The following is a 22667-nucleotide window of genomic DNA, read 5'->3' as shown; positions in this document are numbered from 1 at the left end:
AACCTTTGCGTGAACCTTGCCCGAACTGCTTCATCATCTACTGCAGCAACCAGGAAGAACTCGAAACCGTTTACTGGACCTTTTACGCACTCTGGAAAAACGGATTCTTTCATCCTTATCTCTGCGGCAGCGTCATCGAAATGCTCAGACTCTTCGAGCTGAAGAAGCTGCTGCAGAACTTCATCCAGCCTGGCATCGAAAAAGCCATCCGAAACCCGGAAATGATCCACAAAATCAAATCCATCCACGACCTGGAACAGAAGCAAGCAGAACAGTCAAGGCTGCTCAGCCAGCTCCGCGCTACACTCATCCAGAAATACTACTACAGCATCTGAAAACAAAAAATTCCCTCCGGGGAATTTTTTTTTATTATATTAGAGATAAGAGTATTAATAATGATAAATAGAGAAGATTATATCAATTCGCAGAATTGTCATTTATGGGAGTATTTATCGAAGAAATTTGCTATTTCTTTGTCATATAGTAAAACCCCATATTATCAAATATCTATAATTAAAAAGAATTTATTCCAAAAACAAAGGGTAGTAATTTTCGTAAATGATAATGATAAATCACATTCCTCATTTACTCACGAATTATTGCATTTGAAATTGCATAATGATGGCATTGACATTTATGGAGTTTTTACTAAGGCAGTTCTTAAAAAAAGTAGATTGCAATTTCTATTTAACAACGATTTTAGAAATCAAATTTGTAATATGCTTGACCATACTTTAATGATCGATGAATATCTTAAAATGGGGTTTAATGAGTCAGACTTTTTAGCAGATAATAATGTGCCACTCATAGATGATTTTCGAATTATGGAAATGCACCGTCAGTTTGAGAACCAGAATACGATTAGAGTGGGTTATTTAAATTTTGTCGGAACATACATATCCATTAAGTGTAAAAATTTGGAATACACAGAATATGCTACATATGTCAAAACGATGCTAAGCATGAATTCAGAAATTATCGACATCATTGACGAATTTTTTATAATGTGGAACTATTGTAAAATAACACATAATAAAATCCAAATAAAAAAAGCACTTACAATTTTGGTCGATAAACTTTATATTAAAGCACAACACTATGAGATCGTGTAACATTTCTTTTAATTGATATCCTATACTTTAACGTACTATAAGCATTACATAAGTCATACTTATTTCACCCCTTTTAACAAAAGACCGAAAACGGACGCAGAAAAAATCTAAGGCACAAAAAAAGCCTGTCATGACAACAGGCCGGTTAACAAAAAAAATTCTACTTATGGGACTTAAGTGCTATTTCACAGCTTCTTCAGCTGGATCTTCCACGGATTTTCCGGGGATTTTCCCGGATTTTTCGGCATACTCCTCCGAGCTCACGGCAGTCTGACTCACCGCGCTGATGATCGTGCCGCCTAAAAGCAAATATCCTCCAATGGATATTACAGCTGCAGGGAGAACCACCGGTGCAGCCACCAGGGCACCGCCGACCGCCGACAAACCCAGTCCGATATTGCGGGCAATTCTAAACCACTTCGGAGTGGGTGAACTCATTCTGCTTGCTAAATTCATGTTTCTATTTTTCATGATCCTGATTTTTTGTTTGGTTAATTTCTAATTTGTTCATCCGTTGCTCCAGATATTCGACTTTCTTAGTGAGGATATCATAAGAAGTCCTGAATTCTGTTTTGATAATTAGAGCCATGGTCTTGACTTCCGACATATCTCTTTCCATACTCTTGAAATCGGTGTGCAGCTGCTTGATAAAGTAGGCCACAATCCCCAACAGAACACTGCTGATAAACCCGAAGAGAACGCTTAGTGTTAATTCATTAGCCATGATTTTCCGGTTTTAGAATTGAAAATTGTTCTGTATTTCAATCTGATTATCCTTGCTTTTGGCTGCCGCCAAAAGTTTGGGGTAAACTTGTCTGTAAGCATCCCGACTCTGCAGAACCTGATAATCGCCATCCTTCATGATGTAACTTAACCCGACGAGGGGACAGCCTGCGGTGTGTTCAATCCTGTTTCCAGTGTGGATATACACCGCGTCGAAAGTCGGCAGATCGTCAATTTCTATCATGCCACGATGCATGGAAGGATACGTCTGGGCATAGCTCACGTTCATCGCTCCCCAGGTATTAAGCCTAAGCTGAAATTTCCCTTCGGGAATCGCAGTCCTGCCTTTGATCTTAACCTGGCGAATCTTATCTTCCAGGAGGAAGCATTGAAAAATGCCGTCAATATAAAGATGGGAAAGGGTGCTTTCTTTTCCCTGGGCTACTCTTACTATTTTGGTTTTCATAAAATTCTGTATTTGGATTTTTGAAATGAGTGATAAAAAAAAGGCTTCCATTTTCTGGAAGCCCTTTCATGATCACATCCTAAAACACTTCCTCAATTTTGAGACAGTTACCGGTCGCGAAGGGGTAATAAACTCCGTTTACTTCCTGGAAGAATTCAATCCCGATACACTGAAGTACAGAAACGGTATTGTCCAGAGTTGGTAAACCTGGCAAATCTGCCGTAATGGTATCACCGGAATAACTTTCATTAAGCGGGATAAAAGGTGATCTGGCAACTACACTCAGCTCATTGTTCACCGCGTCGTCCGGTTCATAAGTTCCGGTTATCGGGTTATACGAAAAGTCTGCGATCACTGCCAAAGCATGGAGCAAACGGAAGTGCGAAGCACCTGCAGGAGCAGCGATCAATTCGATTGGTATGAACTCTTCTACAATGAAATCTGCAGTATTTCTTGCAGGATCATGATTCACCTGATAAGGAGCATTGAAAACACCGTTGATCGATTGGTTCTTGTTGAACTCAAACCCATTCAGATAATTTCTCTGAGTGGAGATCTCTACCTTTCGGTAACCTCTGGCTTCCGTTCCGTCCTCCAGGTTGATTTTCTTCATAATTGAAGTTAACCTGCCTGTTACCTGAGTATCGGTAAATTTCCCCATCAGCTGGGAAAGAGCGGTTCGCACCGCTTTTCCTGCAATGGCGCATCCACCGAACTCGTTCATGTTTTCCCGGGTACGCTCAAACTCCGGAGCGGTTTTAACCTGTTCTGCGGTGGGTCCGCCCACCATGCCGGCAAAAAATCCTTTTTGCCCTTTGATTTTGAAATGTCTAACGTCGCCTATGGTTCCGACGTATTTCATGAGACCTTTTTGTCTTGCCATGATATTAAATTTTGTAATTGATAATTTGAAGAAAAACACTGTTGTCTAGACAGTTATAAATTTCTTGAATTATCTTTACAAAACCAATAGTTAAAATCCAGTAAATCAACGCATTACAATGAAATTAACCCAAAATACACTACCATAAACGTCAGCAAAACTGTAAATCCGTCAGCAAAGTATTTCCAGATTCCGGGGATAATTACCGAAACGCACTGGATCGTCGAAAGAGTTCTGGATGGCGACACTTTAATCGTAAAAGAAGAATTCGGTCAGGAAAGCAAAGAAATCCGCCTTTACGGCCTTGATGCACCGGAAGTCCACATGAGCCGAAAAATGCGCGAGGATGAAGCGAAAAGCCACCTGCCTGCAGCGTTACTGCTGGAGCTCGGACTGCAGAGTTTAGATTACATGCTCCAGGTGTGCCCACCTCGAACCCGAATCACACTCCTGACCGAAATAAAACTTCAGCTCGACTTCTGGCTGCGCCAGTTGGCCTATGTCATTCTGCCCTCCGGCGAATGCCTAAATGAGCTTTTAATAGAAAATGGCTGGGCAAAAGCCAGCCATTCTTATTATTGTTCAATGCTTACTGAATATCAATCTTTAAATTTCGAGGCAAAGCAGCAACACCGCGGAAACTACCTGTCAGTAGATGTTTTCTGATTTGTTGTACTTATGTTGAACCAAATAGGGTGAAAGAGTAAGAAAATACCCTGTTAAAAGGACTTTCCAAACGGACTTGTAATAATACCGTGTTGTGCGCAGTGTTTTTTAATTTCAAGGGAGTTTTAGTGCTTTTAAAAGTCTGTTAGAAAGTTAAAAAGATAGTGAATTCGTGCAGTTTTGCATTTTTGTTTTAGCAGAAATAGTTTTCTGAAGTTTAATCCAGGACGCTAAGTGCAAAGTAGGGGAGTCAGATCAGTAGTTTTGGAAAAGTCAGTGCGGTTTTTTAAGCGCCAATTGTCAGTGCGGTTATTTTTCGAAAGGTAGATTCAGATTCAGAATTCAGCCAGCAAAAAAGTCAGTTCAGAGTTAAAAAAATCTCATAAATTTTGTTTGAAAGTCGCGGCGGTAATATTGCGCACAACGAAAAAGTATTGGCGAAGTGCGGGCTGGATTGGACGAAAAGTTCAATTCAGAACCGAGCGTAGCCGATGCTTTTTTCGGATTGTTAAATTACAAAAAAAATCAATACGGAAAAGCAATCGGCGGATAAATGCTACAAAATTTTCAACTTGCGTTTAACCCCGCATTTTGCCAATACACTGTTAGCTGCCGTTTTTCTGTTCATAAGTTATTGTGTCGTTTCCAACGATTTCCACGATTTTGAAAATTCTGAAATCTTCATCGTAGTAATATGTTCCGAAGTCTAGTTTATAATTATTTGGACTTGTAAAAAATAATTCTCTTGAATACACTCCATTATCTTCTTTCTTGAATATTTCAGTGGATTTTTTCCAATAACTAATTGGTTTAGGTTCAATTTCATTTTCTATTATTTTTTCTTGTTTTGTAAGAAAAACAAAAGAATTTTCGTCAAGGCTATCCTTCTTTTTTAGGTTGAAATAATTATAATAATTCTGTTTGACTTTCAAAAGAACGCTTTGCACTTCAAATTTGTTTATGTTTTTATTAAAACGAGAAATAATCAAATATTTTGGTTTTGAATAGTTGAAACGGAAAGGTTCTGCAAATACTTTCATTGAATCTCCATTTTCTTTTTTGACAAAATAAAAATCTTTGTCAGGGTTTAGTTCATAGATGTTTTCTTCACTTTTATTACAAGAAATTAGAATCAAAATTGTAAAAAAAGAAATGAAAATTCGATACATAGACGGCTTTTAATAAAATGGCAGCTAACGTGCCGCGTATTGGCGATGGGCGGGATTTTTAGCACTGAACTTTAATCAAAGAACAGAAGTTGAATTTTGCACTTCCGTTGATACGAAGCCGTTCAGCCCGCCTATTGCCAATACGATGTTGTACGACGTAGTTATGTTTTGGGTTTTAGTCCAGCTAAATATTTTCGTATGTCATTTTCTAATTTATCCGGGTATTTGTACTCTAATTTTTTTGACAATTCAGTTCCTATTTCTGAAACTAAATCAGTCATTGAAAATAGAGCAGTCCAATTTTCCTTTATATCGCTCCCTGAAAATGTTTGTTCTGTTTTAGCCCACATTTCCTGGTTAAGATACTTTTTGAAAAGTCGTCCATATTTATTGGTCGTTATGTTCCAATTGTGTTCACTTGCAATGTGCCATTCAATTAAAGGAATTAAATATTCTGTGCGAATAACGGTTTCCGACATAAATTTCGCATAGAATATTTCATCTCTCACAAGACACTTTGCCACGTAAGTTGTGTCCCACCAAAAATCGTTTATTAGATTTTGAAACTCTTTTTCAGACGGTTTTTTGATAATGGAAATTTGATAAGTTGGTTTCAGCATTTGCTTTGTAATACCATCTTTATCAATTAAAATTTTATAACCAATATCCCAATCTTCTGGTAATTCTTTCTCTTGCGTTTCCTTTATAAATTTTGATTTGCTGTAAAGTTTAAAATCTACTTTCACACCGTCTTCATAAAGTAGCATTTTCATTGCGTGTTTATGGTTAAAACAACTTTCGTCTTCTTCAATCATAGCAATTGGATTTCCGAATTTAAGCGTCCAGCTTTTGTCTGAAATGTAATTTGTATTATCCTCAAAAACAAATTCAATGTCTAAATCACTAAATTCGTCAACAAGTGCTAAAGGATTTACAAGTGAACTTGTCAGAAGAAGAACTCTTACATCTTCGTTTTTCTCCGACCATTCTATAATTGTTCTTAACTTTTCTTCTCTGACTTTCATTTTGTTTGGTTCGGTTTTACTATGTCGTACAACGGTTTGGCAGCTTGGCGAAGTGGCGGAAACCGAAGCACAAAACCTCAATTTTGTACAAAAGTTCAATCGAAGAACTACCGTTGAATTTAGTACAGAACCCGCCATTTTGCCAAACTGCTTGTTGTGCGTTCGCCCTTTTTACGGTCATTTTGGGTCACTTATTATATTGTATTTACGTTTTCTTCCTGTCTTCCAAACAGTTTATTTCTATGATTTAGACCCCAAGTTTTGAGCGTTTCAATAATTGGGATAACAGTTTGGGCATAAGGTTCCAATTTGTACAAAATCTTTATAGGATAATCATCAATAATTACCCGCTTAATCAGTTGATGCTCTTCAAGGTCTTTCAATTCCTTTACCAAAACCTTTGGTGAGATACACGGCATACTGCTCTGAATGTCGGTGTAGCGTTCATTTCCCGACATCATCGAAAACAAAATTGGTATTTTCCATTTTCCGCTAAATACATCCAATGCGTCACGTAGCGGTATAATCGTTTCCGCGCAATCACGGTAGAGTGGCTTCTTTTTTTGTTTTTCTACAATATCTTCCATATACAAAATGCTATCAACTTGTAAATAGCTATACAAAAGAAAGTAAAAAAAATTAGTCAGCCAAATTGCTAGGTTCTAAATTGATACGGTTTTGTATAAATTTACTATCCTACAGGTAAGTACTATCAAAAGGATAGTATTTTTAGGATACCTTTGTAGTGTCAATTAAAAATTAAAAAATGAACGATTTAGAATTATTGAAATATCCGATTGGAAGATTTGCAATGCCAACAAAAATAACTGATGAAGATGTGCAGGAATACATTAAAATTCTTGAAAATCTGCCTACCGAACTGACCAAAACGGTAGAAAATTTTGATGACGAAAAATTCAATACGCCTTATCGGGAAAATGGTTGGACGGTGCAGCAAGTGATAACCCACGTTGCAGAGGCTCATTCGATAGCTTATGTTAGGTTCAAACAAGGATTGGAAGAAAATAAAATAGTTGCAAAACTACACAACGAAAAGAAAGTATCAGATTATAGCGGCATAAAAAATACCGCTGTCCAAAAGGCTCTTCAAACCATTACTAATGTACACGATAATTGGGTTTTAGATTTGAAATCACTTTCTGAACAACAACTTAAACTTTCATTTTTTTATCCAGATGCAGGCAGACAAATGTCGCTTCCCGAATTCTTAGCAATTTTTGCGTGGCATAGCAAACATCATTTTGCCCACATAAAAAGTCTGAAAGACAGAATGGAATGGTAATCCATCCATTTACATAAAAACATAATTTAAAACATTATAAAATATCATTCAATGTCCGATTTTCAAACCACAGTACGATTAACCAAAAATGGTAATCAAACACAATTAATCCAAAACAAACAAGCTATTCCTACGCTTGGCAAAAATGAAGTTTTGATTAAAGTCAAAGCGGCATCTTTAAACTTTCGTGACCACGCAGCTTTAAGTGGCAACTATCCTGGGGTAGTCAATTCGGTTGTGCCATTGTCTGATGGTGCTGGCGAAGTGGTGGCAGTGGGAGAAGAAGTTTCTCGTGTTAGTGTTGGCTCACGAGTGTCGGCAAACTGCTGGGCAAATTGGGTGGATGGCAAAGTTTTGAAACCAGAATACTATGTTGCCAGTATCGGGTTTAATATGGATGGTTGGCTTGCGGAATACATCGTGTTACACGAAATGTCGCTGGTACAATTGCCTGATTATTTAAGTTACACAGAAGCCGCAACGTTGGCTTGTGGTGCTGTAACCGCTTGGAATGCCATTCATCAACACGGCACATTAACGGCTGGGCAAACCGTATTGGTACAAGGTGCAGGCGGTGTGTCGGTGTTTGCTTTGCAATTAGCCAAATTAAGCGGTGCAAGAGTATTGGCGATTGCCAGTCGTGATGATGATGACAAAGCCCAACTTTTACGAGAATTAGGCGCAGAAAAGGTGGTCGCTTACGGTGAAAATCCTGATTGGGACAAAGAAATATTAAAATTAACCAATGGTTTAGGTGTAGATAAAGTGGTGGAAGTGGCAGGCGAAAAAACAATTAATAAATCGGTTGCCAGTACCAAAGCAGGTGGTAATGTGGCGTTGGTAGGCTTTGCCAGCGGAATGGGAGGAGGCGTTTCGCCTTTGGAAATTATGACACGTGGCATACAACTAGGTGCTACCACGATGGGTTCTCGCAGTGATTTTGAAGCGATGTTAGCCGCAATGGCAAGCGTAAAAATGAAACCTGTTATTGATAGTGTTTTTGCCTTTGATGACTACCAAAAAGCATACGACCGCTTACAAAGTGGCAATGTGACGGGCAAAGTAGTCATTGAGATGTAAAATACCAGTTTATAAAAATGAAAAATCAAATCAAGTATTCGATATTAGAAATTGCAGCGATTTCGGATGGAACGAGTTTTAAAGAAACGTTGAACAACTCTCTGAAATTAGCCAAAGCGGCTGAGAAAAATCATTACACGAGATTTTGGTTTGCAGAGCATCACAATACAGACACGGTTGCGAGTAATGCTACATCTGTTTTGGTTGGTTATGTTGCCAACAATACGGAAACAATTAGAGTGGGTTCTGGTGGCGTTATGCTTCCTAACCATTCGCCTTTGATTGTTGCCGAACAGTTTGGAACGTTAGCACAATTGTACCCCAACCGTATCGATTTGGGTTTAGGCAGAGCCACGGGAACAGATACCCCAACTGCATTGGCTATACGTTCAGATTTTATGCAGTCAGCACGTTCATTTCCAGAAGAAATCAGTAAAATTCAACACTATTTTGATGCTCAAAACAAATCGAGTAATGTGCGAGTAGCCATTGCCGAAGGAATGGAAGTACCAATTTATATTTTAGGGTCAAGCACGGATAGTGCCCACTTGGCGGCTTCCAAAGGATTCCCTTATGCCTTCGGTAGCCATTTTGCACCTACGCATTTGCAAACTGCATTGGCTATTTATAAACAAGAGTTTCAGTCCTCTGAAGTTTTGAACCAACCTTACACCATTGCAGGTGTCAACGTGATTATTGCAGAAACCGATGCCGAAGCACAAATACTGTTTACTTCTTTAATAAAGATGTTTTACGGAATATTTACGGGTGCATCCAAACCTTTGCAACCGCCTGTAGAGATGGATTTTGGAATGCGACAAATGCTTCAACATCCAACAGTACAGCAAACGCTTAAATATTCTTTTGTAGGCAGTAAAGCAACCGTCAAAGCTGGAATACAAAGCTTTTTGGAAGATACCCAAGTTGATGAACTGATGGTTTCTACCAATGTTTTCGGGTTTGAAAACCGTGTTAAATCTGTTGAGTTGTTTGCTGAAGTAATGGTGGAAATTAATAACAGCTAAAAGGTAATGGTTAGCAAATATTTTAGATGTTTTAATGTCAAGCTTTTTGTCTTGAAAACGTACTTTTTTGTGCAGGATGTTGTTTTAGGGTGACGCACAACGGAAAAAGTATTGGCGAAGGGCGGCTACTTTGCAGACAGTTTCAAAGGAAAACCTGCCCTGAGCAAAATGCTTTTTCAGATTTCTAAATTACTGAAAAAAGAAATATGAAAAGCATTTTTGCGGATATTGTTAACTGAATTTTCAAAGACAATATGCACCCCCGTCTTTTGCCAATACACTGTTATCTGTAGGCGCTTTTTATTTCATTAAGTTTTGATTCAATTTCAGAAATCTGTTGATAATTGAATCCTGATGATTTTCCAATTTTCATTAATTCTAAATTATTTTTCAGTATTGTCAAAATTTTTTTTCCTATAATTATTTTCCAAAAACCATTTGAGTTCTCAAATTCATAATTAATTTCAGAATAGTTTACTGTATATAATTTTTCTTTGTTCAAATAATTACTTTCTACAACATTTAATTTATTTTCATTGTCGTTAAAATGTAGTGTTTTTACAAATTTATCTGTAAGAAAATCCCATAAAAATTTTAAAAATAAAACGATGAAAATAGAATAACTAATAACATATTTAGAATCAGTATTTAAGTGGATAATTTCATAAAATAAAAAAAAAATTCCTAGAGAAAGATACGTTAGATAAAATCTGCTAAGAACGTTTTTAGTATTTGCTGAAAAATGCAAATTTTTATTCATATATATTTTTTTAGGCGATTTGCAATACGCTTACAGATAACTCTCAAATATGCGAAGATTATTCCAGACTACCAAATTTTTAAACCCTTGTTGTATAGTCTTTTATATTTTTATAACTTTGAGATATACAAAATGCGAAGTGCTGAAGTTATGCAAAATGCGAACATCATTTTCGATCCTGCCGTTTTTTCTTTTTCCACCGGTACCCACCGTGGCAAAGAAATCATATGGATAAGCTTTCCATATCAACAGCACCACATAGCACTGCTAAAAGAATATACCACCCCAAAATGGTCCGCCTCACAGAAAAAATGGTACGTCACCGATAACCTATTTTACCGAAACCTCTTCGGCATACAGCCCAATATTGTGGGAAAGGAGGTCATTGCTAAAATTTCTCTCGTCAATCAGCAGGCTTTCAGGAAATATCAGGAGATGCTCATCCTCAAGGGTTTCTCTCCCAATACAATCCGAACCTATAGCGTAGAATTCGCACAACTCCTATACCTTATTAAAGATTATCCGGTCCAGAACCTCACGCGCGAAAAACTGAAATCTTATTTCCTCTACTGTACCAAAGAACTCGCCCTCTCAGAAAATCAGATTCACAGCCGAATGAACGCCGTGAAATTCTATTTCGAAAAAGTCCTTTATCAGGAGAAAATCCTCTTCGATATCCCCAGACCCAAAAAACCGATACTCTTGCCCAAAGCACTCAATGCCAAAGAAATAAAGAAACTCTTCGCCGCTGTAGACAATCCCAAGCACCAGCTCATTCTCCATCTCTGTTATGGCATGGGGCTTCGCGTCAGCGAAATCGTAAACCTCCGCATCAGTGATATCGATTCGGTCGCCAACACCGTCCTCATTCAGCGCGCCAAAGGCAAAAAAGACCGCTACGTCAATCTTCCCCAGTCCGTCCTTACAGAAATGCGAACCTATTACCGCGAGTACAGACCCACCGAATACCTCTTCGAAGGACAGTATGGCGGGCACATCACCACCCGAAGTGTGCAGCAGGTCTTCCGCAATGCCATGATCAAAGCCGGCATCACCAAAAAAGTAGGCATCCACGGACTGCGACACAGCTACGCCACCCACCTCCTCGAAGCCGGCACCGACATTTCCCTGATCCAGAAACTCCTCGGGCACAATAACATTAAAACCACCCTCATTTACACCAGTGTAACCGACACACAGTTAGGAAAAGTAGAATCGCCCCTCGACAGACTCATGTCACCCAAACCCGGTGATTCGGCCTGATGCTGCACCAGGAATTGCACAACACTTAACCACAACTCATTCCCTGCAATTATCTGAGGTTTCAGCAGAAAACATGCTGCGGTGTAGATGCTCACCAGTAGCAAGAAAAGCCTCGGTGATTTTGCGTAAAGAAATTCTGCCTTTAAACCCTCGCTGATTCCACAAATTCCGCTGATTTCCTAAACCCTGCTTTTGTCTCCTATAAGTGCAACGCTTTTGAATACTGGTGAACGACCTAGGAGATTTTTGCGTTAAAAAAAAATCCGCTTCTAGCGGATCGCCGACTCCTAATATAAAAAATTAATGAGGCAAATCTTAATTTCTTCTATCTGTTATTTTCTATTATCAATGCATAAAAACTTCCACTGTTTGAAGCGCGGCAATCATTTAACTTAAACAACAACTTTTTCTTTCCGCGCAAGTTTGGAGATTTTCTTAAAAGAAATTTAGATTTTTTAGCAAACCGACGAAGGAGTTTCGCCGATTCCATTAAAAATATAAACAAGGATGAGGCAAAAAGATCCAGTCTAGACCTTTTTGCTTACTTTTTGTGTCAAAACAATCCGCCAAAGGCGGATCGCTGATTCCACTGAAAAAAACATAAAAAAATGAAGCAAAAAGTAAGTATAACAATAAATAATGAAGCAAAAAGTAAGTACAGTAATCTCTCGCTAATTTTTCCCGATAACCCTGATAATCGGATTTAATCAGTTTAATAACGACCCAGGAGATTTTCGCGTTAAAAAAATCCGCTTCTAGCGGATCGCCGATTCAAATGAAAAAACTGCAAATGAGGCAAATTACAATTATTTCTCATCCCACCCTTCAACCAATCCGGATATAATTCCCATTGTTTCTTTATCAACCCAAACGACCTAGGGAACGAAGGCGTTAAAAAATTTTAAAGCATTTCCGTAAAAAAATTCCCACTGTTTGAGCGCGCTAAAACTATGATTGAAGAAAACTATTTGTATCGCCCGAAACCTAACGTAGTGGTTCGACGACCGCAGGGAGTCAAACCGCTTGCGGTTCGACGACCAGAGGGAGTCAATTTTGGGAATTTTAGGAAAGGATTTAAAATTTTAGCCGTAGTTTCCAGTCTTGACTTTTTTGCTTACTTTTTGTGTCAAGACAAAAAGTAAGTGCAACATTATCTGCCTTATAATTTTTTTGTGTCAAAACAATCCGCCAACGCGGATCGCGGATTCCACGGAAAGACATAAAAAATGAAGCAAAAATTAAATTAATACTTACTCCTCAGCTCCAACCACCCCCTGCAGAAACCCTTCGCCCCAAATAAACAACAAATCATGGTAACCCTTTCTGCGCCGGAAACCGAGTGGCACTTCCGCGCGGTTCTGTGCGCTTATTTCCGGCGCGGCGTGCACCTGTCTTCGGAAATCTCCGTTGTCAAGATTAATCTGAAGCTCCGTAATGCCGTCAACCGGCTGGCGGGAAGGGGAGAGGTGAAGCACGGCCTTTCCTCTCTGCCTCACCGCACTGTTCAGTTTGGGAAAATGCCCGTACTTTTTATGAAAGCGGAAATCCCGCAGTATTGCGCGGCCTTCGGGAGTACCCAATCCTCCTGCAGGGGTGCGCTGGCCCTTTTCGGCACCATCCGCAGCCTTCAGCTCCAGCATCAGTTTGTTTACCTTCCGGTACAGGTAGCGGTCATTCATGCGCCTGCATTCCTCTGCCAAGCCGGCACGCAGAAATTTTCCGGCCGATGAGGCCTTTGCAAATTCGGTGTTCTGAACCTCGTTCTTTTTCTGAGCCTCCGATTTCGGACCCCGTTTTTTACCGGCGGCCTTGCGCACAACCTGCTTCCCGTTCAGCTCGTAGAAAACATAATCGCCAAGTTTTCCGCTCACTTTAAATATCGAATTCACTTTGCCCATGCTGTTGCTTTAGAAATGTACCCATCTCAAATATATAAAAAATAGCACATATAACCGATGTTTTATGATTTTTCCCTATATTTACAAAGTTTTGGTAAACAGGTGATTATGAACGCTTGTTTTATCCTGAAACCCCTGTTTTTCACCAATTAAATTCTTCTTAAACCCCTTCCATAAGCATTTTCCCGAGGTTGAGCCGTAGTTGCCGCATACTTGCGCCGTACCTCCCTGCAGGATGCTTAAGGTCTCCTTAAGGTCTTCGTGCTGAATGCTTCAGGTCTTATTCGTATCTCCTTCGGGAATAACCCCTTTTTTCCGAAGAAGTCCTGAACCAACCCCCAACAGTACGGGTGAGAACCACAAAACTGTAATGCAGGCTTCCTGATTTATTCACCACCTGCAGCCGGTGTACAGCGCGCCTGTTAAAAAATTTATATCTTCGTGACAATTAAAAATTCCAATAATGAAACGTAACTTTTCCCTGTTATTCATCCTTGTTTCTTTAATGGCTTTCGGCCAGATCGAAGAAAAAAAACTCGATGAACTGATTCAGAATACCCTCAAAACATTTGATGTTCCCGGAATGTCCGTCGGCATTATTAAAGACGGCAAAATGGTCTATGCCAAAGGTTTTGGCGTGAATTCCCTTACCGCGAACCAAAAAATGGACGAAAACACCCTCGTGGGAATCGCTTCAAATTCTAAAGGATTTACCGGAACTGCCCTGGCCATCCTTGCTGATGAAGGTAAGCTGAATTTCGATGATAAAGTCACGAAGTTCATTCCTGAATTCCGCATGTACGATCCTTATGTGACCCAGGAGGTTACCGTTAAAGATTTAATTACCCACAGAGCCGGTTTGGGTTTGGGGCAGGGAGACCTGATGTTCTTTCCTGAAGGCGGTAATCTTACGGTGAACGACATCATCCACAACGTGCGCTATCTGAAGCCCGAGCATTCTTTCCGCAACACCATGGATTATAACAACATTATGTTCATTGTAGCGGGTGAGGTAATCAAAAGGGTTTCCGGACTTTCCTGGGCTGAATTTATCGAGCAGCGGATCCTGCAACCGGTAGGCATGAAATCGAGTTTTGGCAATTATAACCGTGCAAAAGCTGCTGGCGTAAAAAATATCATCGATGCACACGCCCCTATTGACGGTAAAGTGATTCAGGTTCCACACGACTGGAATGAGACTGCGGATGCCGCGGGAGGTATTATCAGCAACATTACCGATATGGGGATATGGGCAGATTTCCTTATGAACGGATTCACCACCAAAGACGGTAAAAAACTCGTCTCCGATAAACAGATCCAGCAGTTATGGAATGTGCAGATCGCAACACCCGTAGCCTTGAAGAATAGCTATGATTCCAATTTCGGTGGTTACGGTCTCGGCTGGTTTCTGACCGACGTTAAAGGGCATAAGCAGGTGTATCATACGGGCGGACTGATTGGTACCGTTACCCAGTTCACCCTGATTCCCGACATGAAGCTCGGCATCATTGTACTCACCAACCAGCAGAGTGGGGCAGCTTTCAGCACGGTAACCAACACCATTAGAGATGCCTACCTCGGCATTGAAGACCGCAACTGGCTGAAAACCTACGGCGACCGAATGTTAAAAATGAATGCTGATTTCGAAAAAGGGAAAAAAGAGGTGTTCGCGAAGTCTGCGGCCTTCAGTAAAGAAAAAAATCTTCAGCCAAAACCTGAACAGTTTGTCGGAACTTACACTGATGCCTGGTTCGGCGATGTAGTCATCACGCAGCAGGGAAAAATCTACGGTATCCAGGCTAAAAACTCCCCGCGACTGAAAGGCGAACTGTTGCCGTACACCAATAATACCTTCATTGCAAAATGGGATGACAGAAGTTACGATGCTGATGCCTTCGTGATCTTCACCTACGATGAAGCCGGAAAAGCCACCTCTGCAAAGATGAAACCCATCTCAGATATTACGGATTTCAGTTTCGATTTCGAAGATCTCGATTTGCAGCGCACCAAGTAATTAGAAACAGCAATAATCAATAAAAAAGTCACAGGAAATCGAAATTCTCTGTGACTTTTTAGTTAGCATTTACCACAAAAGTTACAAAAGTTTTGATCTGGTAAGATGTTGCAAAGATAAAAAAGGTGCAGTGAAAAGTTCTTCCCGATGATAAAACTCAAGCCTAAATTATCCTACATTATTGTCTTTGATAAGTGAAACACCTTTGCGTTCTTATTTAGTAATTGAGAAAAAAGATATATAACCCACTTATCGTTCATTAGCAGCACTTGAATTGTGCAAAAGTCTTTGCTAACTTTTGCGGTAAACGAAATTCTTTAAAATCAGTGGCCTTAAAATACGGCTCTAAAAGCTCAAATCTTCTTCGGTTCATAAAAAAAGAGCAACTTTTTTCTTGCGCCCTCAAAATCTGCCCACGACTCACACTCAACCTGAAAACCTGCCACCCCGCAGGTAGGGAACGCAAAAATATCCCCGCTCATCATATTGGCAAAATTAGAAATGCCGTTGTTGTGAGAGAACATTGCCACCGACTTCACCTCGTCCGTCAGTTCATAAATCACAGATTCGAAATTGTTTTCGTTGGCGTTATAAAGTTTGGGGTTGGTTTCCATCGCCACCGGATAAGTTTTATGGAAGATTTCACACGTATTCAGGGCGCGCAGTGCGGGGCTGGAGACCATCTTATCAATGGCGATGTTTTGATTCCTTAAAAAGTTCGACATCTTTACGGCGTCCTGTAAACCGCTTTCGGCAAGGGGTCTGTCAAAATCATCCGTATTTTCCGGCCAGTCGCTTTTGGCATGGCGAACAAGAATTAGTGTTTTCATATTGCGCTGTATTTTTGGGGAAATAAAATTAGTTAAAAAAAAGAGAAGTTGTGAGCTTCTCTTCCTGATTATTAAAAAATTACGGTCAGTTGAAGTTAATAATTACTTTCAGGGCCTTCTCTTTAGCGGCATTACCGAATACTTCATACGCATTGATCATATCATTGAAGTCGAAGCGGTGCGAAACCAGTTTCTCGGGCTGCAGTTTCTTGCTTTCAACATTTTTCAGGAGCATGCTGGTAGTGCTGGTGCAGACCAGGCCCATGGTAATAGTGACGTTTCTGATCCAGAGTTCCTCAATATGCAGTTCTACAGGTTTGCCGTGTACACCCACGTTGGCGAGGTGACCGCCGGGTTTCAGCAGTCGACCAGCGATTTTTGTCTGGGGTCCATTAAATACTAAAGCTTTCATCAGCAAAGTGTTTTTAGATTAAAATAATAAATAAAGTTAGGCTGATTAAGATTAAAGGTGCCGGATTTCAAATTGATAAATGTCACCTTTTTTTAAATTTTGTAAGCAACGACAAATATTTGTAAATTTGCAGACTATGGGGAAAATTATGGCGGTAGATTATGGCAAAAAACGCTGTGGCATTGCGGTGACCGATGAGCTGCAGATTATTGCCAGCGGTTTGCAGACCGTAGAAACCGTAGAACTTTTTCCGTTTCTTACCGGTTATTTTGCCCAAAACAGGGTAGAGGCAATTGTAGTAGGGCTTCCCACAGATTTGAAGGGAAACCTTTCGGAAATAGAGCAGGAAATTTCAGGCTTTATTGAGAAATTTAAACTCCAGTTTCCGGAGATTGAAGTGTACCGTTTTGATGAGCGTTTTACCTCGAAAATGGCCTCCTTCTATATCTCGCAAAGCGGCAAGGGCAAAAAGAAAAGAGAAGAAAAGGGGTTGGTTGATAAAGTAAGTGCCACCCTTATTTTACAGAATTTTTTAGAACAGAAACAAAAATGATATTACCTATACGTGCATTTGGCGATGCAGTTTTAAGGAAACACTGTCACGAGATCGACAAAGATTATCCGGGGCTTAACGAACTGATCAGTAATATGTTCGAAACCATGGAATCTGCGCATGGTATCGGGTTGGCAGCTCCGCAGATCGGTCTCGATATCCGCCTTTTTATCGCAGATCTTTCGCCACTTGCAGAGGACGAAGATTATGCCGATATCGCTGATGAACTCAAAGATTTTAAAAAAGTATTCATCAATGCCAGGATTCTTGAAGAATCCGGTGAAGAATGGAAATTCAACGAAGGCTGTCTTTCAATCCCCGATATCCGCGAAGATGTTAAACGCAAAGAAACCATCGTGATCGAATATTATGACGAAAATTTCGTTAAACATACCGACACGTTCTCCGACATGAGAGCGCGTGTTATTCAGCATGAATACGATCATATTGAAGGCATACTTTTTACAGACCATCTCAGCTCACTGAAGAAAAAACTGGTAAAAGGGAAGCTGGTAAAAATTTCTCATGGCGATGTGGCGGTAAACTACAAAATGCGGTTTCCGAAATAAAAAGAACGAACTAAAAATATAAAAAATAAGAAAAATGCAGTTAGAAAAAATAATCTCAATTTCCGGTAAGCCGGGGCTTTACAAACTGATTTCGCAGTTGAAAAACGGTTTCATTATCGAAGATGTAGTTTCTAAGAAGAAAGTGAGCATCGGCAATACTTCTCAGGTAAGTTTGCTCGATAATATCGCGATGTTCACCTTTGATAAAGAAGTTCCTTTATTTGAAGTGTTCGAAAATGTTGCCAAGAACTACGATTATAAAGAAGCCATTTCTCACAAGTCTTCGGATGCGGAACTGAGAGATTTCATGGCCCAGTCGCTGCCAGATTACGATACCGAAAGGGTATATGTTTCAGATATCAAAAAACTGGCACAGTGGTATAATATCCTGAGCAAAGCAGGATACATCACCCCTGAAAGCTTCGTAAAAGCAGAAGTTCCTGCTGAGGAAAAAACTGAAGAGCAGCCTGCGGAAGTTACTGAGAAAAAAACAGCGAAAAAAACAGCACCCAAAACTGAGAAAACTGCTGCTCCTAAAGTAAAAGCTTCTACTTCTTCTGCGAAAGGTACACCCAAAAGTACCCACAGAAAAATGGGATAAACCATAGGAAATGAAATGAAAACCTTGTCTTTACCGGCAAGGTTTTTTGCATAAATGAAGTAAATTTGTAATTCGGTACCAAACATCCACCATCCATCATCCATCATCTAGCATCCAGCATCAAATATCACCCATCACATGAATACCAAACAACAGAAACTTGAAGCCTTTTCTAAGCTCCTCGACATCATGGACGACCTTCGGGAAAAATGCCCCTGGGACCGGAAACAGACACTTCAAACCCTGAGGCATCTTACCCTGGAAGAAGTGTACGAACTTTCCGATGCTTTGCTGGAAGAAGACCTGCCCGAAATTAAAAAGGAACTGGGTGATGTACTGCTGCATCTGGTATTTTACGCAAAAATTGGATCAGAAAAGGGAAGTTTCGATATTGCCGATGTCATCAACGCGCTGAATGAAAAACTCATCTTCCGTCATCCGCATATTTATGGTGATGTGGAGGTTCAGGATGAAGAGGAAGTAAAGCAGAATTGGGAAAAGCTCAAACTAAAGGAAGGCAACAAATCAGTACTTTCCGGCGTGACTAAAGGAACACCAAGTATTGTGAAAGCCTACAGAATTCAGGACAAAGTAAAAGGAATCGGGTTTGAATTTGCCAGTGCTGAAGATGCCTGGAAGAAAGTGGATGAAGAACTTACAGAATTTCACGCGGAAGCCGATCCCGACAAAAAAGAGCAGGAGCTGGGAGATGTGTTCTTTTCCTTGATCAATTATGCCAGAATTTCAGGCATCAATCCAGACTCAGCGCTGGAAAGAACCAATATCAAGTTTATTTCCCGCTTCCAGAAAATGGAGCAGCTGGCATCGGATAAAAATTTAAAACTGGAAGACCTCTCGCTGGAGGAAATGGATAAACTTTGGGAAGAAGCTAAAGTCATGATCCGATAAAGACCCATCATTATTGTGAGGGTATGTTAACATATAATTTGTTTTAGTCTTTAATTTTCGTTAGCTTTTCGCCACAAACGGACTTTTAAGGAACACTAAATTTCTGAAAGTGTAAAATAAAAGACACTTCGAGAGAAATGTCTTTTATTAAAATGATTACATATCACGTTGTGCCTCCGAATTCGGGGTGAGCAGATTTTAATTTTTCATAAATTTTGTAGATTCTGTATTCCCTTCCTTGTCCGTAAGTTTCAGAACATAAGAACCAACCGGCAGGCGCGAAAGATTGATGCTCTTTCCGGTCATTTTATCTGAAGAAACCTTTTGTCCGGCCATATTATAAACAGAATAAGAAGTAAATTCCCGTTCAGATTTTATAAACAACATGTCTTTTACAGGATTTGGGTAAATATTTACAGCCGCTCCAATTTTCACTGAATTTGTACCTAACGGACCATCTGCAGTAATTTCTACCTGTGTAAAGTTGCCCTGTAAAACGTCGCCTGTAGATTGCCAAAGTGCGGAATATAAAGTCCCGTAACCCGCCGAACTTGTAGAAGCTGCCTGAACACTTCTTGAAGAAATTCCGGTTCCGCTGTGTCGAACTTCTATCAGGAGGTTGCCACCGTTATACTGCCATGCACTTGTAAAATTAATCTTAAAACTGAAATTATTTGGATTGGAACCTACAGTTAGCGCACCTGCCGGAATCTGTAAACTTCCGGAGCGTACCTGAGTTTGTGTACCTACCACATTAGCGGCAAAATTAAGCTGTCGCTCCGCCGGTTCAACACTCTCACTCAGATAAATATCAAATGCATTCATCGTCAAATTGTTCGGTGGCCAACTGGTAGCTGTACTTGCCGGCAGCCTGAAGGAAATGGAGGTAAGGTTTTTTCCGACTAGGGAAGTAAGGAGCGTATCATCGATAATCATCTGTAACTGTCTAGCGGCATTTCCATAAGGACCGATGAATGCACTGCCCTCATTGGAATCGGGTATTACCAAAGCTGTTTGTGCCTTGGTGGTCGTATATCCGGCCATCATCATAAATCCTATGACAACGGAAGATATACGTTTGTTCAGAAGCCGCAAAGAAAGGGCTTTGGGAAGGTAATCCTGTTTTTTGAAAAGAGTAGTTTTTGTTTCCATAATTGTATATTTAGTTGATGATGAAGTTAGTAAAAAGTATGAATAATAAACCTGTCAATTAAAAAAATTAACAGCTTTTAAAAATAATATTTGCCGGGTATATCTTTATTCTGATTTAAATTTTCTGCGAATTCTCTTTTTTCTGAATCATATACTGATGATAAAGAATGGTGTCCTCCAGGTACTCCAGTTCGTCTTTACTGAAAAGTCTGTAATTCACTTTGAACGTTTTGCTTTTAGCGGTTTCAAGAGAAAATCCACCAGCACCGAAACCGTCCGTCACATCAAGTTCGAAATGGCTGTACTTCCAGTATTCAAAAAGATCATGATCGATCCAGAAATGAAAGCCCATCACCGTTCCAATACTTACGTCTTTGGTCCGCGGATAAAAATGCCCTTCACGGAAACACTGTGGCTGGGTACCTTCGCAGCAGCCACCGGCCTGGTAAAACATCAGTTCGCCAAACTCTTCAGAGAGTTGTTTTACGAGTTCCAAGGCTTTTGGAGTTACTGAAAGACGTGGGATTTTTTCCATGTTGAAACTTTTTAATTGAAATCAGAAAAAAAGACGGATTTACAATAAAAATCCGCCTATTATCATTTAGAAGAATCCTAATTTTTCTTTGCTGTAAGAAATGAGCATATTCTTGGTTTGGCGGTAATGATCGAGCATCATCTTGTGATTTTCTCTACCGATTCCCGACAGTTTGTAACCTCCGAAAGGTGCACCTGCAGGATAAGAATGGTATTGATTCACCCAAACTCTTCCTGACTGGATTGCTCTTGGTACTTGGTACAATTGGTGAGCATCTCTGGTCCAAACTCCGGCTCCTAGACCATAAATGGTATCGTTTGCGATCGCGATTGCATCTGCTTCATCCTTGAAAGTGGTTACCGCAAGTACGGGTCCGAAGATTTCTTCCTGGAAAACTCTCATTTTATTGTGGCCTTTCAGTAGGGTTGGCTGGATGTAGTAGCCGTTTTTCAATTCGCCTTCCAATACATTAGCGTCGCCACCTGTTAGCACTTTGCAACCTTCTTCTTTACCTAGGTTGATGTAGCTAAGGATTTTGTCGTACTGGATTTTCGAAGCTTGCGCACCAATCATTGTAGAGGTATCGAGTGGATTTCCTGCTTTAATGGCTTTAACACGTTCTACGACTCTTTCGATGAATTTGTCAGCAATGCTTTCCTGTACCAATAATCGGGATGGACAAGTACAGATTTCACCTTGGTTTAAGGCAAATAATGCGGCTCCTTCCAAAGCTTTGTCGAAGAAAGCATCGTCTTCATCCATCACAGATTCGAAGAAAACGTTTGGTGATTTACCTCCCAATTCCAAAGTTACCGGAATGATGTTTTCAGTAGCATATTGCATCACCAGTCTTCCTGTCGCGGTAGAACCCGTGAATGCTGCTTTTGACACTTTTTTGTTGGTAACCAGGGCATGACCTAATTCTCCACCAAAACCATTTACAATATTTACAACTCCCGGTGGAAGCAAATCGCCGATGATTTCCATCAATACTAAAATTGAGATTGGAGTACTTTCAGCCGGTTTCAGTACCACGCAGTTTCCTGCTGCCAAAGCTGGAGCAAGTTTCCAAACAGCCATCAGAATCGGGAAATTCCAAGGAATAATTTGAGCAATCACTCCTAAAGGTTCATTCACAATTAAGGAAACCGTATCATTGTCTAATTCCATTAAAGAACCTTCTTCCGCACGAATTACCCCGGCGAAATATCTGAAATGGTCAATCGCCAAAGGAATGTCGGCATTCAGGGTTTCGCGAACTGGTTTACCATTGTCCATGGTTTCTACCACTGCAATTTTTTCCAGGTTGGCTTCCATGCGATCCGCAATTTTAATGAGGATGTTGCTTCTTTCGGTAACGGAAGTTTTTCCCCAAGTTACAAAAGCCGCTTCCGCAGCATTTACTGCCATTTCCAGATCTTGTTCGTTGGAATGTGCCGCTTGGCCCATCACTGTTCCATCCAATGGGGTGATTACATCAAAATATTTTCCACTTGCCGGTGGAGTCCATTGTCCGTTAATGTAGTTGTCGTACTTTTCTTTCAGTTGTACTCTGTCGTAAACTTTTGAACTCATTGTAATATTGTTTAATTATTGTTTTTAAAATTAACATTATTCTTGCGGATGAAAAAGCCAAAATCTGTTAATTGATGTGAAATTGATAATTGGCGTCGATAGAAAATTTCAATCGAAAATATTTCTAAAGAAAAACCTCCAGAA

Annotated in this window: 26 protein-coding genes; 12 read left to right on the top strand and 14 right to left on the bottom strand. The window is 40.0% G+C overall.

Translation table 11 applies throughout. The features are described from left to right. Window positions 1–335 (top strand): DUF6943 family protein (locus CDW55_RS12505; protein WP_088469514.1); only part of this gene is annotated, 335 nt, incomplete at its 5' end. Between the two features lie 60 nt (window positions 336–395). Continuing rightward, on the top strand, window positions 396–1112 hold the full coding sequence (locus CDW55_RS09645) for a hypothetical protein (protein ID WP_088469513.1): 717 nt from the start codon (window positions 396–398) through the stop codon (window positions 1110–1112). 180 nt (window positions 1113–1292) lie between these two features. Here CDW55_RS09645 and CDW55_RS09640 read toward each other — a convergent pair whose 3' ends face one another. The 4 genes from CDW55_RS09640 to CDW55_RS09625 all read right to left on the bottom strand — a co-directional run bounded on the left by CDW55_RS09640 (window position 1293) and on the right by CDW55_RS09625 (window position 3184). After that, entirely contained in the window at window positions 1293–1583 is a 291-nt protein-coding gene (locus tag CDW55_RS09640) for a hypothetical protein (protein WP_317043771.1), read from the bottom strand. Then, window positions 1573–1836 (bottom strand): hypothetical protein, encoded by a 264-nt coding sequence (locus CDW55_RS09635; RefSeq protein ID WP_088467711.1) that lies wholly within the window; start codon window positions 1834–1836, stop codon window positions 1573–1575. The genes CDW55_RS09640 and CDW55_RS09635 overlap by 11 nt, the downstream gene beginning before the upstream one ends. Window positions 1837–1848: 12 nt before the next feature. After that, window positions 1849–2301 carry a DUF5675 family protein gene (locus CDW55_RS09630; RefSeq protein ID WP_088469579.1) on the bottom strand — a complete coding sequence of 151 codons (453 nt, stop codon included), beginning with the start codon at window positions 2299–2301 and terminating at the stop codon, window positions 1849–1851. A 79-nt stretch (window positions 2302–2380) separates the two neighbouring features. Further along, window positions 2381–3184, bottom strand: a complete 804-nt coding sequence (locus tag CDW55_RS09625; protein WP_088467712.1) for a hypothetical protein — start codon at window positions 3182–3184, stop codon at window positions 2381–2383. A gap of 123 nt (window positions 3185–3307) precedes the next feature. Here CDW55_RS09625 and CDW55_RS09620 point away from each other — a divergent pair, with 123 nt between their 5' ends. Beyond that, complete coding sequence (locus CDW55_RS09620) at window positions 3308–3850, top strand: thermonuclease family protein (RefSeq protein ID WP_317043772.1); 543 nt, start codon at window positions 3308–3310, stop codon at window positions 3848–3850. A 605-nt stretch (window positions 3851–4455) separates the two neighbouring features. On the opposite strand, the gene CDW55_RS09615 is transcribed toward CDW55_RS09620, so the two are convergent. The 3 genes from CDW55_RS09615 to CDW55_RS09605 all read right to left on the bottom strand — a co-directional run bounded on the left by CDW55_RS09615 (window position 4456) and on the right by CDW55_RS09605 (window position 6631). Beyond that, on the bottom strand, window positions 4456–5019 hold the full coding sequence (locus tag CDW55_RS09615) for a hypothetical protein (protein ID WP_088469511.1): 564 nt from the start codon (window positions 5017–5019) through the stop codon (window positions 4456–4458). Between the two features lie 161 nt (window positions 5020–5180). Continuing rightward, window positions 5181–6044, bottom strand: a complete 864-nt coding sequence (locus tag CDW55_RS09610; RefSeq protein ID WP_003013318.1) for an aminoglycoside 6-adenylyltransferase AadS — start codon at window positions 6042–6044, stop codon at window positions 5181–5183. 194 nt (window positions 6045–6238) lie between these two features. Continuing rightward, window positions 6239–6631, bottom strand: coding sequence for a winged helix-turn-helix transcriptional regulator (locus CDW55_RS09605; RefSeq protein ID WP_088469510.1), 393 nt, complete (start codon window positions 6629–6631; stop codon window positions 6239–6241). 179 nt (window positions 6632–6810) lie between these two features. Between CDW55_RS09605 and CDW55_RS09600 the strand changes: the two genes are divergently transcribed. The 3 genes from CDW55_RS09600 to CDW55_RS09590 are packed head-to-tail and all read left to right on the top strand — an operon-like array spanning window position 6811 to window position 9452. Further along, window positions 6811–7347, top strand: a complete 537-nt coding sequence (locus CDW55_RS09600) for a YfiT family bacillithiol transferase (RefSeq protein ID WP_088469509.1) — start codon at window positions 6811–6813, stop codon at window positions 7345–7347. Window positions 7348–7398: 51 nt separating this feature from the next. Continuing rightward, the gene (locus CDW55_RS09595) at window positions 7399–8427 is read left to right on the top strand and encodes a zinc-dependent alcohol dehydrogenase family protein (RefSeq protein ID WP_088469508.1); all 1029 of its coding nucleotides are present in this window, start codon (window positions 7399–7401) and stop codon (window positions 8425–8427) included. Window positions 8428–8444: 17 nt separating this feature from the next. Continuing rightward, window positions 8445–9452 (top strand): LLM class flavin-dependent oxidoreductase, encoded by a 1008-nt coding sequence (locus CDW55_RS09590; RefSeq protein WP_088469507.1) that lies wholly within the window; start codon window positions 8445–8447, stop codon window positions 9450–9452. A 283-nt stretch (window positions 9453–9735) separates the two neighbouring features. On the opposite strand, the gene CDW55_RS09585 is transcribed toward CDW55_RS09590, so the two are convergent. Beyond that, window positions 9736–10212, bottom strand: a complete 477-nt coding sequence (locus CDW55_RS09585; RefSeq protein WP_088469506.1) for a hypothetical protein — start codon at window positions 10210–10212, stop codon at window positions 9736–9738. A 132-nt stretch (window positions 10213–10344) separates the two neighbouring features. Here CDW55_RS09585 and CDW55_RS09580 point away from each other — a divergent pair, with 132 nt between their 5' ends. After that, the gene (locus tag CDW55_RS09580; RefSeq protein WP_228399635.1) at window positions 10345–11475 is read left to right on the top strand and encodes a tyrosine-type recombinase/integrase; all 1131 of its coding nucleotides are present in this window, start codon (window positions 10345–10347) and stop codon (window positions 11473–11475) included. 1250 nt (window positions 11476–12725) lie between these two features. Here CDW55_RS09580 and CDW55_RS09570 read toward each other — a convergent pair. Then, a complete protein-coding gene (locus tag CDW55_RS09570; protein WP_088469504.1) occupies window positions 12726–13373 on the bottom strand; it encodes a hypothetical protein in 648 nt (215 codons plus the stop codon). 463 nt (window positions 13374–13836) lie between these two features. On the opposite strand from CDW55_RS09570, the gene CDW55_RS09565 reads away from it, so the two are divergent. Beyond that, window positions 13837–15387 (top strand): serine hydrolase, encoded by a 1551-nt coding sequence (locus CDW55_RS09565; protein ID WP_088469503.1) that lies wholly within the window; start codon window positions 13837–13839, stop codon window positions 15385–15387. Between the two features lie 353 nt (window positions 15388–15740). Here the strand turns inward: CDW55_RS09565 and CDW55_RS09560 are convergent, their stop codons facing one another. Together CDW55_RS09560 and CDW55_RS09555 are read right to left on the bottom strand one after the other, a co-directional pair. Further along, a complete protein-coding gene (locus tag CDW55_RS09560; protein WP_088469502.1) occupies window positions 15741–16217 on the bottom strand; it encodes a SixA phosphatase family protein in 477 nt (158 codons plus the stop codon). 85 nt (window positions 16218–16302) lie between these two features. Further along, entirely contained in the window at window positions 16303–16629 is a 327-nt protein-coding gene (locus tag CDW55_RS09555; RefSeq protein ID WP_088469501.1) for a hypothetical protein, read from the bottom strand. Between the two features lie 136 nt (window positions 16630–16765). Here CDW55_RS09555 and ruvX point away from each other — a divergent pair, with 136 nt between their 5' ends. The 4 genes from ruvX to mazG all read left to right on the top strand — a co-directional run bounded on the left by ruvX (window position 16766) and on the right by mazG (window position 19261). Continuing rightward, window positions 16766–17182, top strand: a complete 417-nt coding sequence (gene ruvX / locus CDW55_RS09550) for a Holliday junction resolvase RuvX (RefSeq protein WP_088469500.1) — start codon at window positions 16766–16768, stop codon at window positions 17180–17182. Beyond that, window positions 17179–17751, top strand: a complete 573-nt coding sequence (def, locus tag CDW55_RS09545) for a peptide deformylase (protein ID WP_088469499.1) — start codon at window positions 17179–17181, stop codon at window positions 17749–17751. The genes ruvX and def overlap by 4 nt, the downstream gene beginning before the upstream one ends. 34 nt (window positions 17752–17785) lie before the next feature. Then, window positions 17786–18352, top strand: coding sequence for a DUF5606 domain-containing protein (locus tag CDW55_RS09540; protein WP_088469498.1), 567 nt, complete (start codon window positions 17786–17788; stop codon window positions 18350–18352). Window positions 18353–18490: 138 nt separating this feature from the next. After that, a complete protein-coding gene (mazG, locus tag CDW55_RS09535) occupies window positions 18491–19261 on the top strand; it encodes a nucleoside triphosphate pyrophosphohydrolase (protein ID WP_088469497.1) in 771 nt (256 codons plus the stop codon). 198 nt (window positions 19262–19459) lie between these two features. Here mazG and CDW55_RS09530 read toward each other — a convergent pair whose 3' ends face one another. The 3 genes from CDW55_RS09530 to CDW55_RS09520 all read right to left on the bottom strand — a co-directional run bounded on the left by CDW55_RS09530 (window position 19460) and on the right by CDW55_RS09520 (window position 22523). Continuing rightward, on the bottom strand, window positions 19460–20413 hold the full coding sequence (locus CDW55_RS09530) for a T9SS type A sorting domain-containing protein (protein WP_088469496.1): 954 nt from the start codon (window positions 20411–20413) through the stop codon (window positions 19460–19462). A gap of 115 nt (window positions 20414–20528) precedes the next feature. After that, window positions 20529–20948: a DUF779 domain-containing protein gene (locus CDW55_RS09525; RefSeq protein WP_088469495.1), complete on the bottom strand. Its 420-nt coding sequence runs from the start codon at window positions 20946–20948 to the stop codon at window positions 20529–20531. Window positions 20949–21014: 66 nt separating this feature from the next. Beyond that, on the bottom strand, window positions 21015–22523 hold the full coding sequence (locus tag CDW55_RS09520) for an aldehyde dehydrogenase family protein (RefSeq protein ID WP_088469494.1): 1509 nt from the start codon (window positions 22521–22523) through the stop codon (window positions 21015–21017). Window positions 22524–22667: the final 144 nt, after the last annotated feature.

It is taken from the genome of Chryseobacterium sp. VAUSW3 (genome assembly GCF_002205795.1).
GTDB lineage: Bacteria > Bacteroidota > Bacteroidia > Flavobacteriales > Weeksellaceae > Kaistella > Kaistella yananensis.
The sequence above is the reverse complement of the archived record's forward strand: the minus strand, read 5'-3'. Positions and strand labels throughout refer to the sequence as shown.

Bases quoted from the DNA above. Each gene is read 5' to 3' on its own strand.
- CDW55_RS09600 (WP_088469509.1), top strand. From the start codon at position 6,811: ATGAACGATTTAGAATTATTGAAATATCCGATTGGAAGATTTGCAATG.
- CDW55_RS09580 (WP_228399635.1), top strand. From the start codon at position 10,345: ATGCGAAGTGCTGAAGTTATGCAAAATGCGAACATCATTTTCGATCCT.
- CDW55_RS09610 (WP_003013318.1), bottom strand. From the start codon at position 6,044: ATGAAAGTCAGAGAAGAAAAGTTAAGAACAATTATAGAATGGTCGGAG.
- CDW55_RS09520 (WP_088469494.1), bottom strand. From the start codon at position 22,523: ATGAGTTCAAAAGTTTACGACAGAGTACAACTGAAAGAAAAGTACGAC.
- CDW55_RS09630 (WP_088469579.1), bottom strand. From the start codon at position 2,301: ATGAAAACCAAAATAGTAAGAGTAGCCCAGGGAAAAGAAAGCACCCTT.
- ruvX (WP_088469500.1), top strand. From the start codon at position 16,766: ATGGGGAAAATTATGGCGGTAGATTATGGCAAAAAACGCTGTGGCATT.
- CDW55_RS09605 (WP_088469510.1), bottom strand. From the start codon at position 6,631: ATGGAAGATATTGTAGAAAAACAAAAAAAGAAGCCACTCTACCGTGAT.
- CDW55_RS09565 (WP_088469503.1), top strand. From the start codon at position 13,837: ATGAAACGTAACTTTTCCCTGTTATTCATCCTTGTTTCTTTAATGGCT.
- CDW55_RS09570 (WP_088469504.1), bottom strand. From the start codon at position 13,373: ATGGGCAAAGTGAATTCGATATTTAAAGTGAGCGGAAAACTTGGCGAT.
- CDW55_RS09555 (WP_088469501.1), bottom strand. From the start codon at position 16,629: ATGAAAGCTTTAGTATTTAATGGACCCCAGACAAAAATCGCTGGTCGA.
- CDW55_RS09595 (WP_088469508.1), top strand. From the start codon at position 7,399: ATGTCCGATTTTCAAACCACAGTACGATTAACCAAAAATGGTAATCAA.
- CDW55_RS09625 (WP_088467712.1), bottom strand. From the start codon at position 3,184: ATGGCAAGACAAAAAGGTCTCATGAAATACGTCGGAACCATAGGCGAC.
- CDW55_RS09640 (WP_317043771.1), bottom strand. From the start codon at position 1,583: ATGAAAAATAGAAACATGAATTTAGCAAGCAGAATGAGTTCACCCACT.
- def (WP_088469499.1), top strand. From the start codon at position 17,179: ATGATATTACCTATACGTGCATTTGGCGATGCAGTTTTAAGGAAACAC.
- CDW55_RS09585 (WP_088469506.1), bottom strand. From the start codon at position 10,212: ATGAATAAAAATTTGCATTTTTCAGCAAATACTAAAAACGTTCTTAGC.
- CDW55_RS09530 (WP_088469496.1), bottom strand. From the start codon at position 20,413: ATGGAAACAAAAACTACTCTTTTCAAAAAACAGGATTACCTTCCCAAA.
- mazG (WP_088469497.1), top strand. From the start codon at position 18,491: ATGAATACCAAACAACAGAAACTTGAAGCCTTTTCTAAGCTCCTCGAC.
- CDW55_RS09645 (WP_088469513.1), top strand. From the start codon at position 396: ATGATAAATAGAGAAGATTATATCAATTCGCAGAATTGTCATTTATGG.
- CDW55_RS09525 (WP_088469495.1), bottom strand. From the start codon at position 20,948: ATGGAAAAAATCCCACGTCTTTCAGTAACTCCAAAAGCCTTGGAACTC.
- CDW55_RS09560 (WP_088469502.1), bottom strand. From the start codon at position 16,217: ATGAAAACACTAATTCTTGTTCGCCATGCCAAAAGCGACTGGCCGGAA.
- CDW55_RS09540 (WP_088469498.1), top strand. From the start codon at position 17,786: ATGCAGTTAGAAAAAATAATCTCAATTTCCGGTAAGCCGGGGCTTTAC.
- CDW55_RS09615 (WP_088469511.1), bottom strand. From the start codon at position 5,019: ATGTATCGAATTTTCATTTCTTTTTTTACAATTTTGATTCTAATTTCT.
- CDW55_RS09590 (WP_088469507.1), top strand. From the start codon at position 8,445: ATGAAAAATCAAATCAAGTATTCGATATTAGAAATTGCAGCGATTTCG.
- CDW55_RS09635 (WP_088467711.1), bottom strand. From the start codon at position 1,836: ATGGCTAATGAATTAACACTAAGCGTTCTCTTCGGGTTTATCAGCAGT.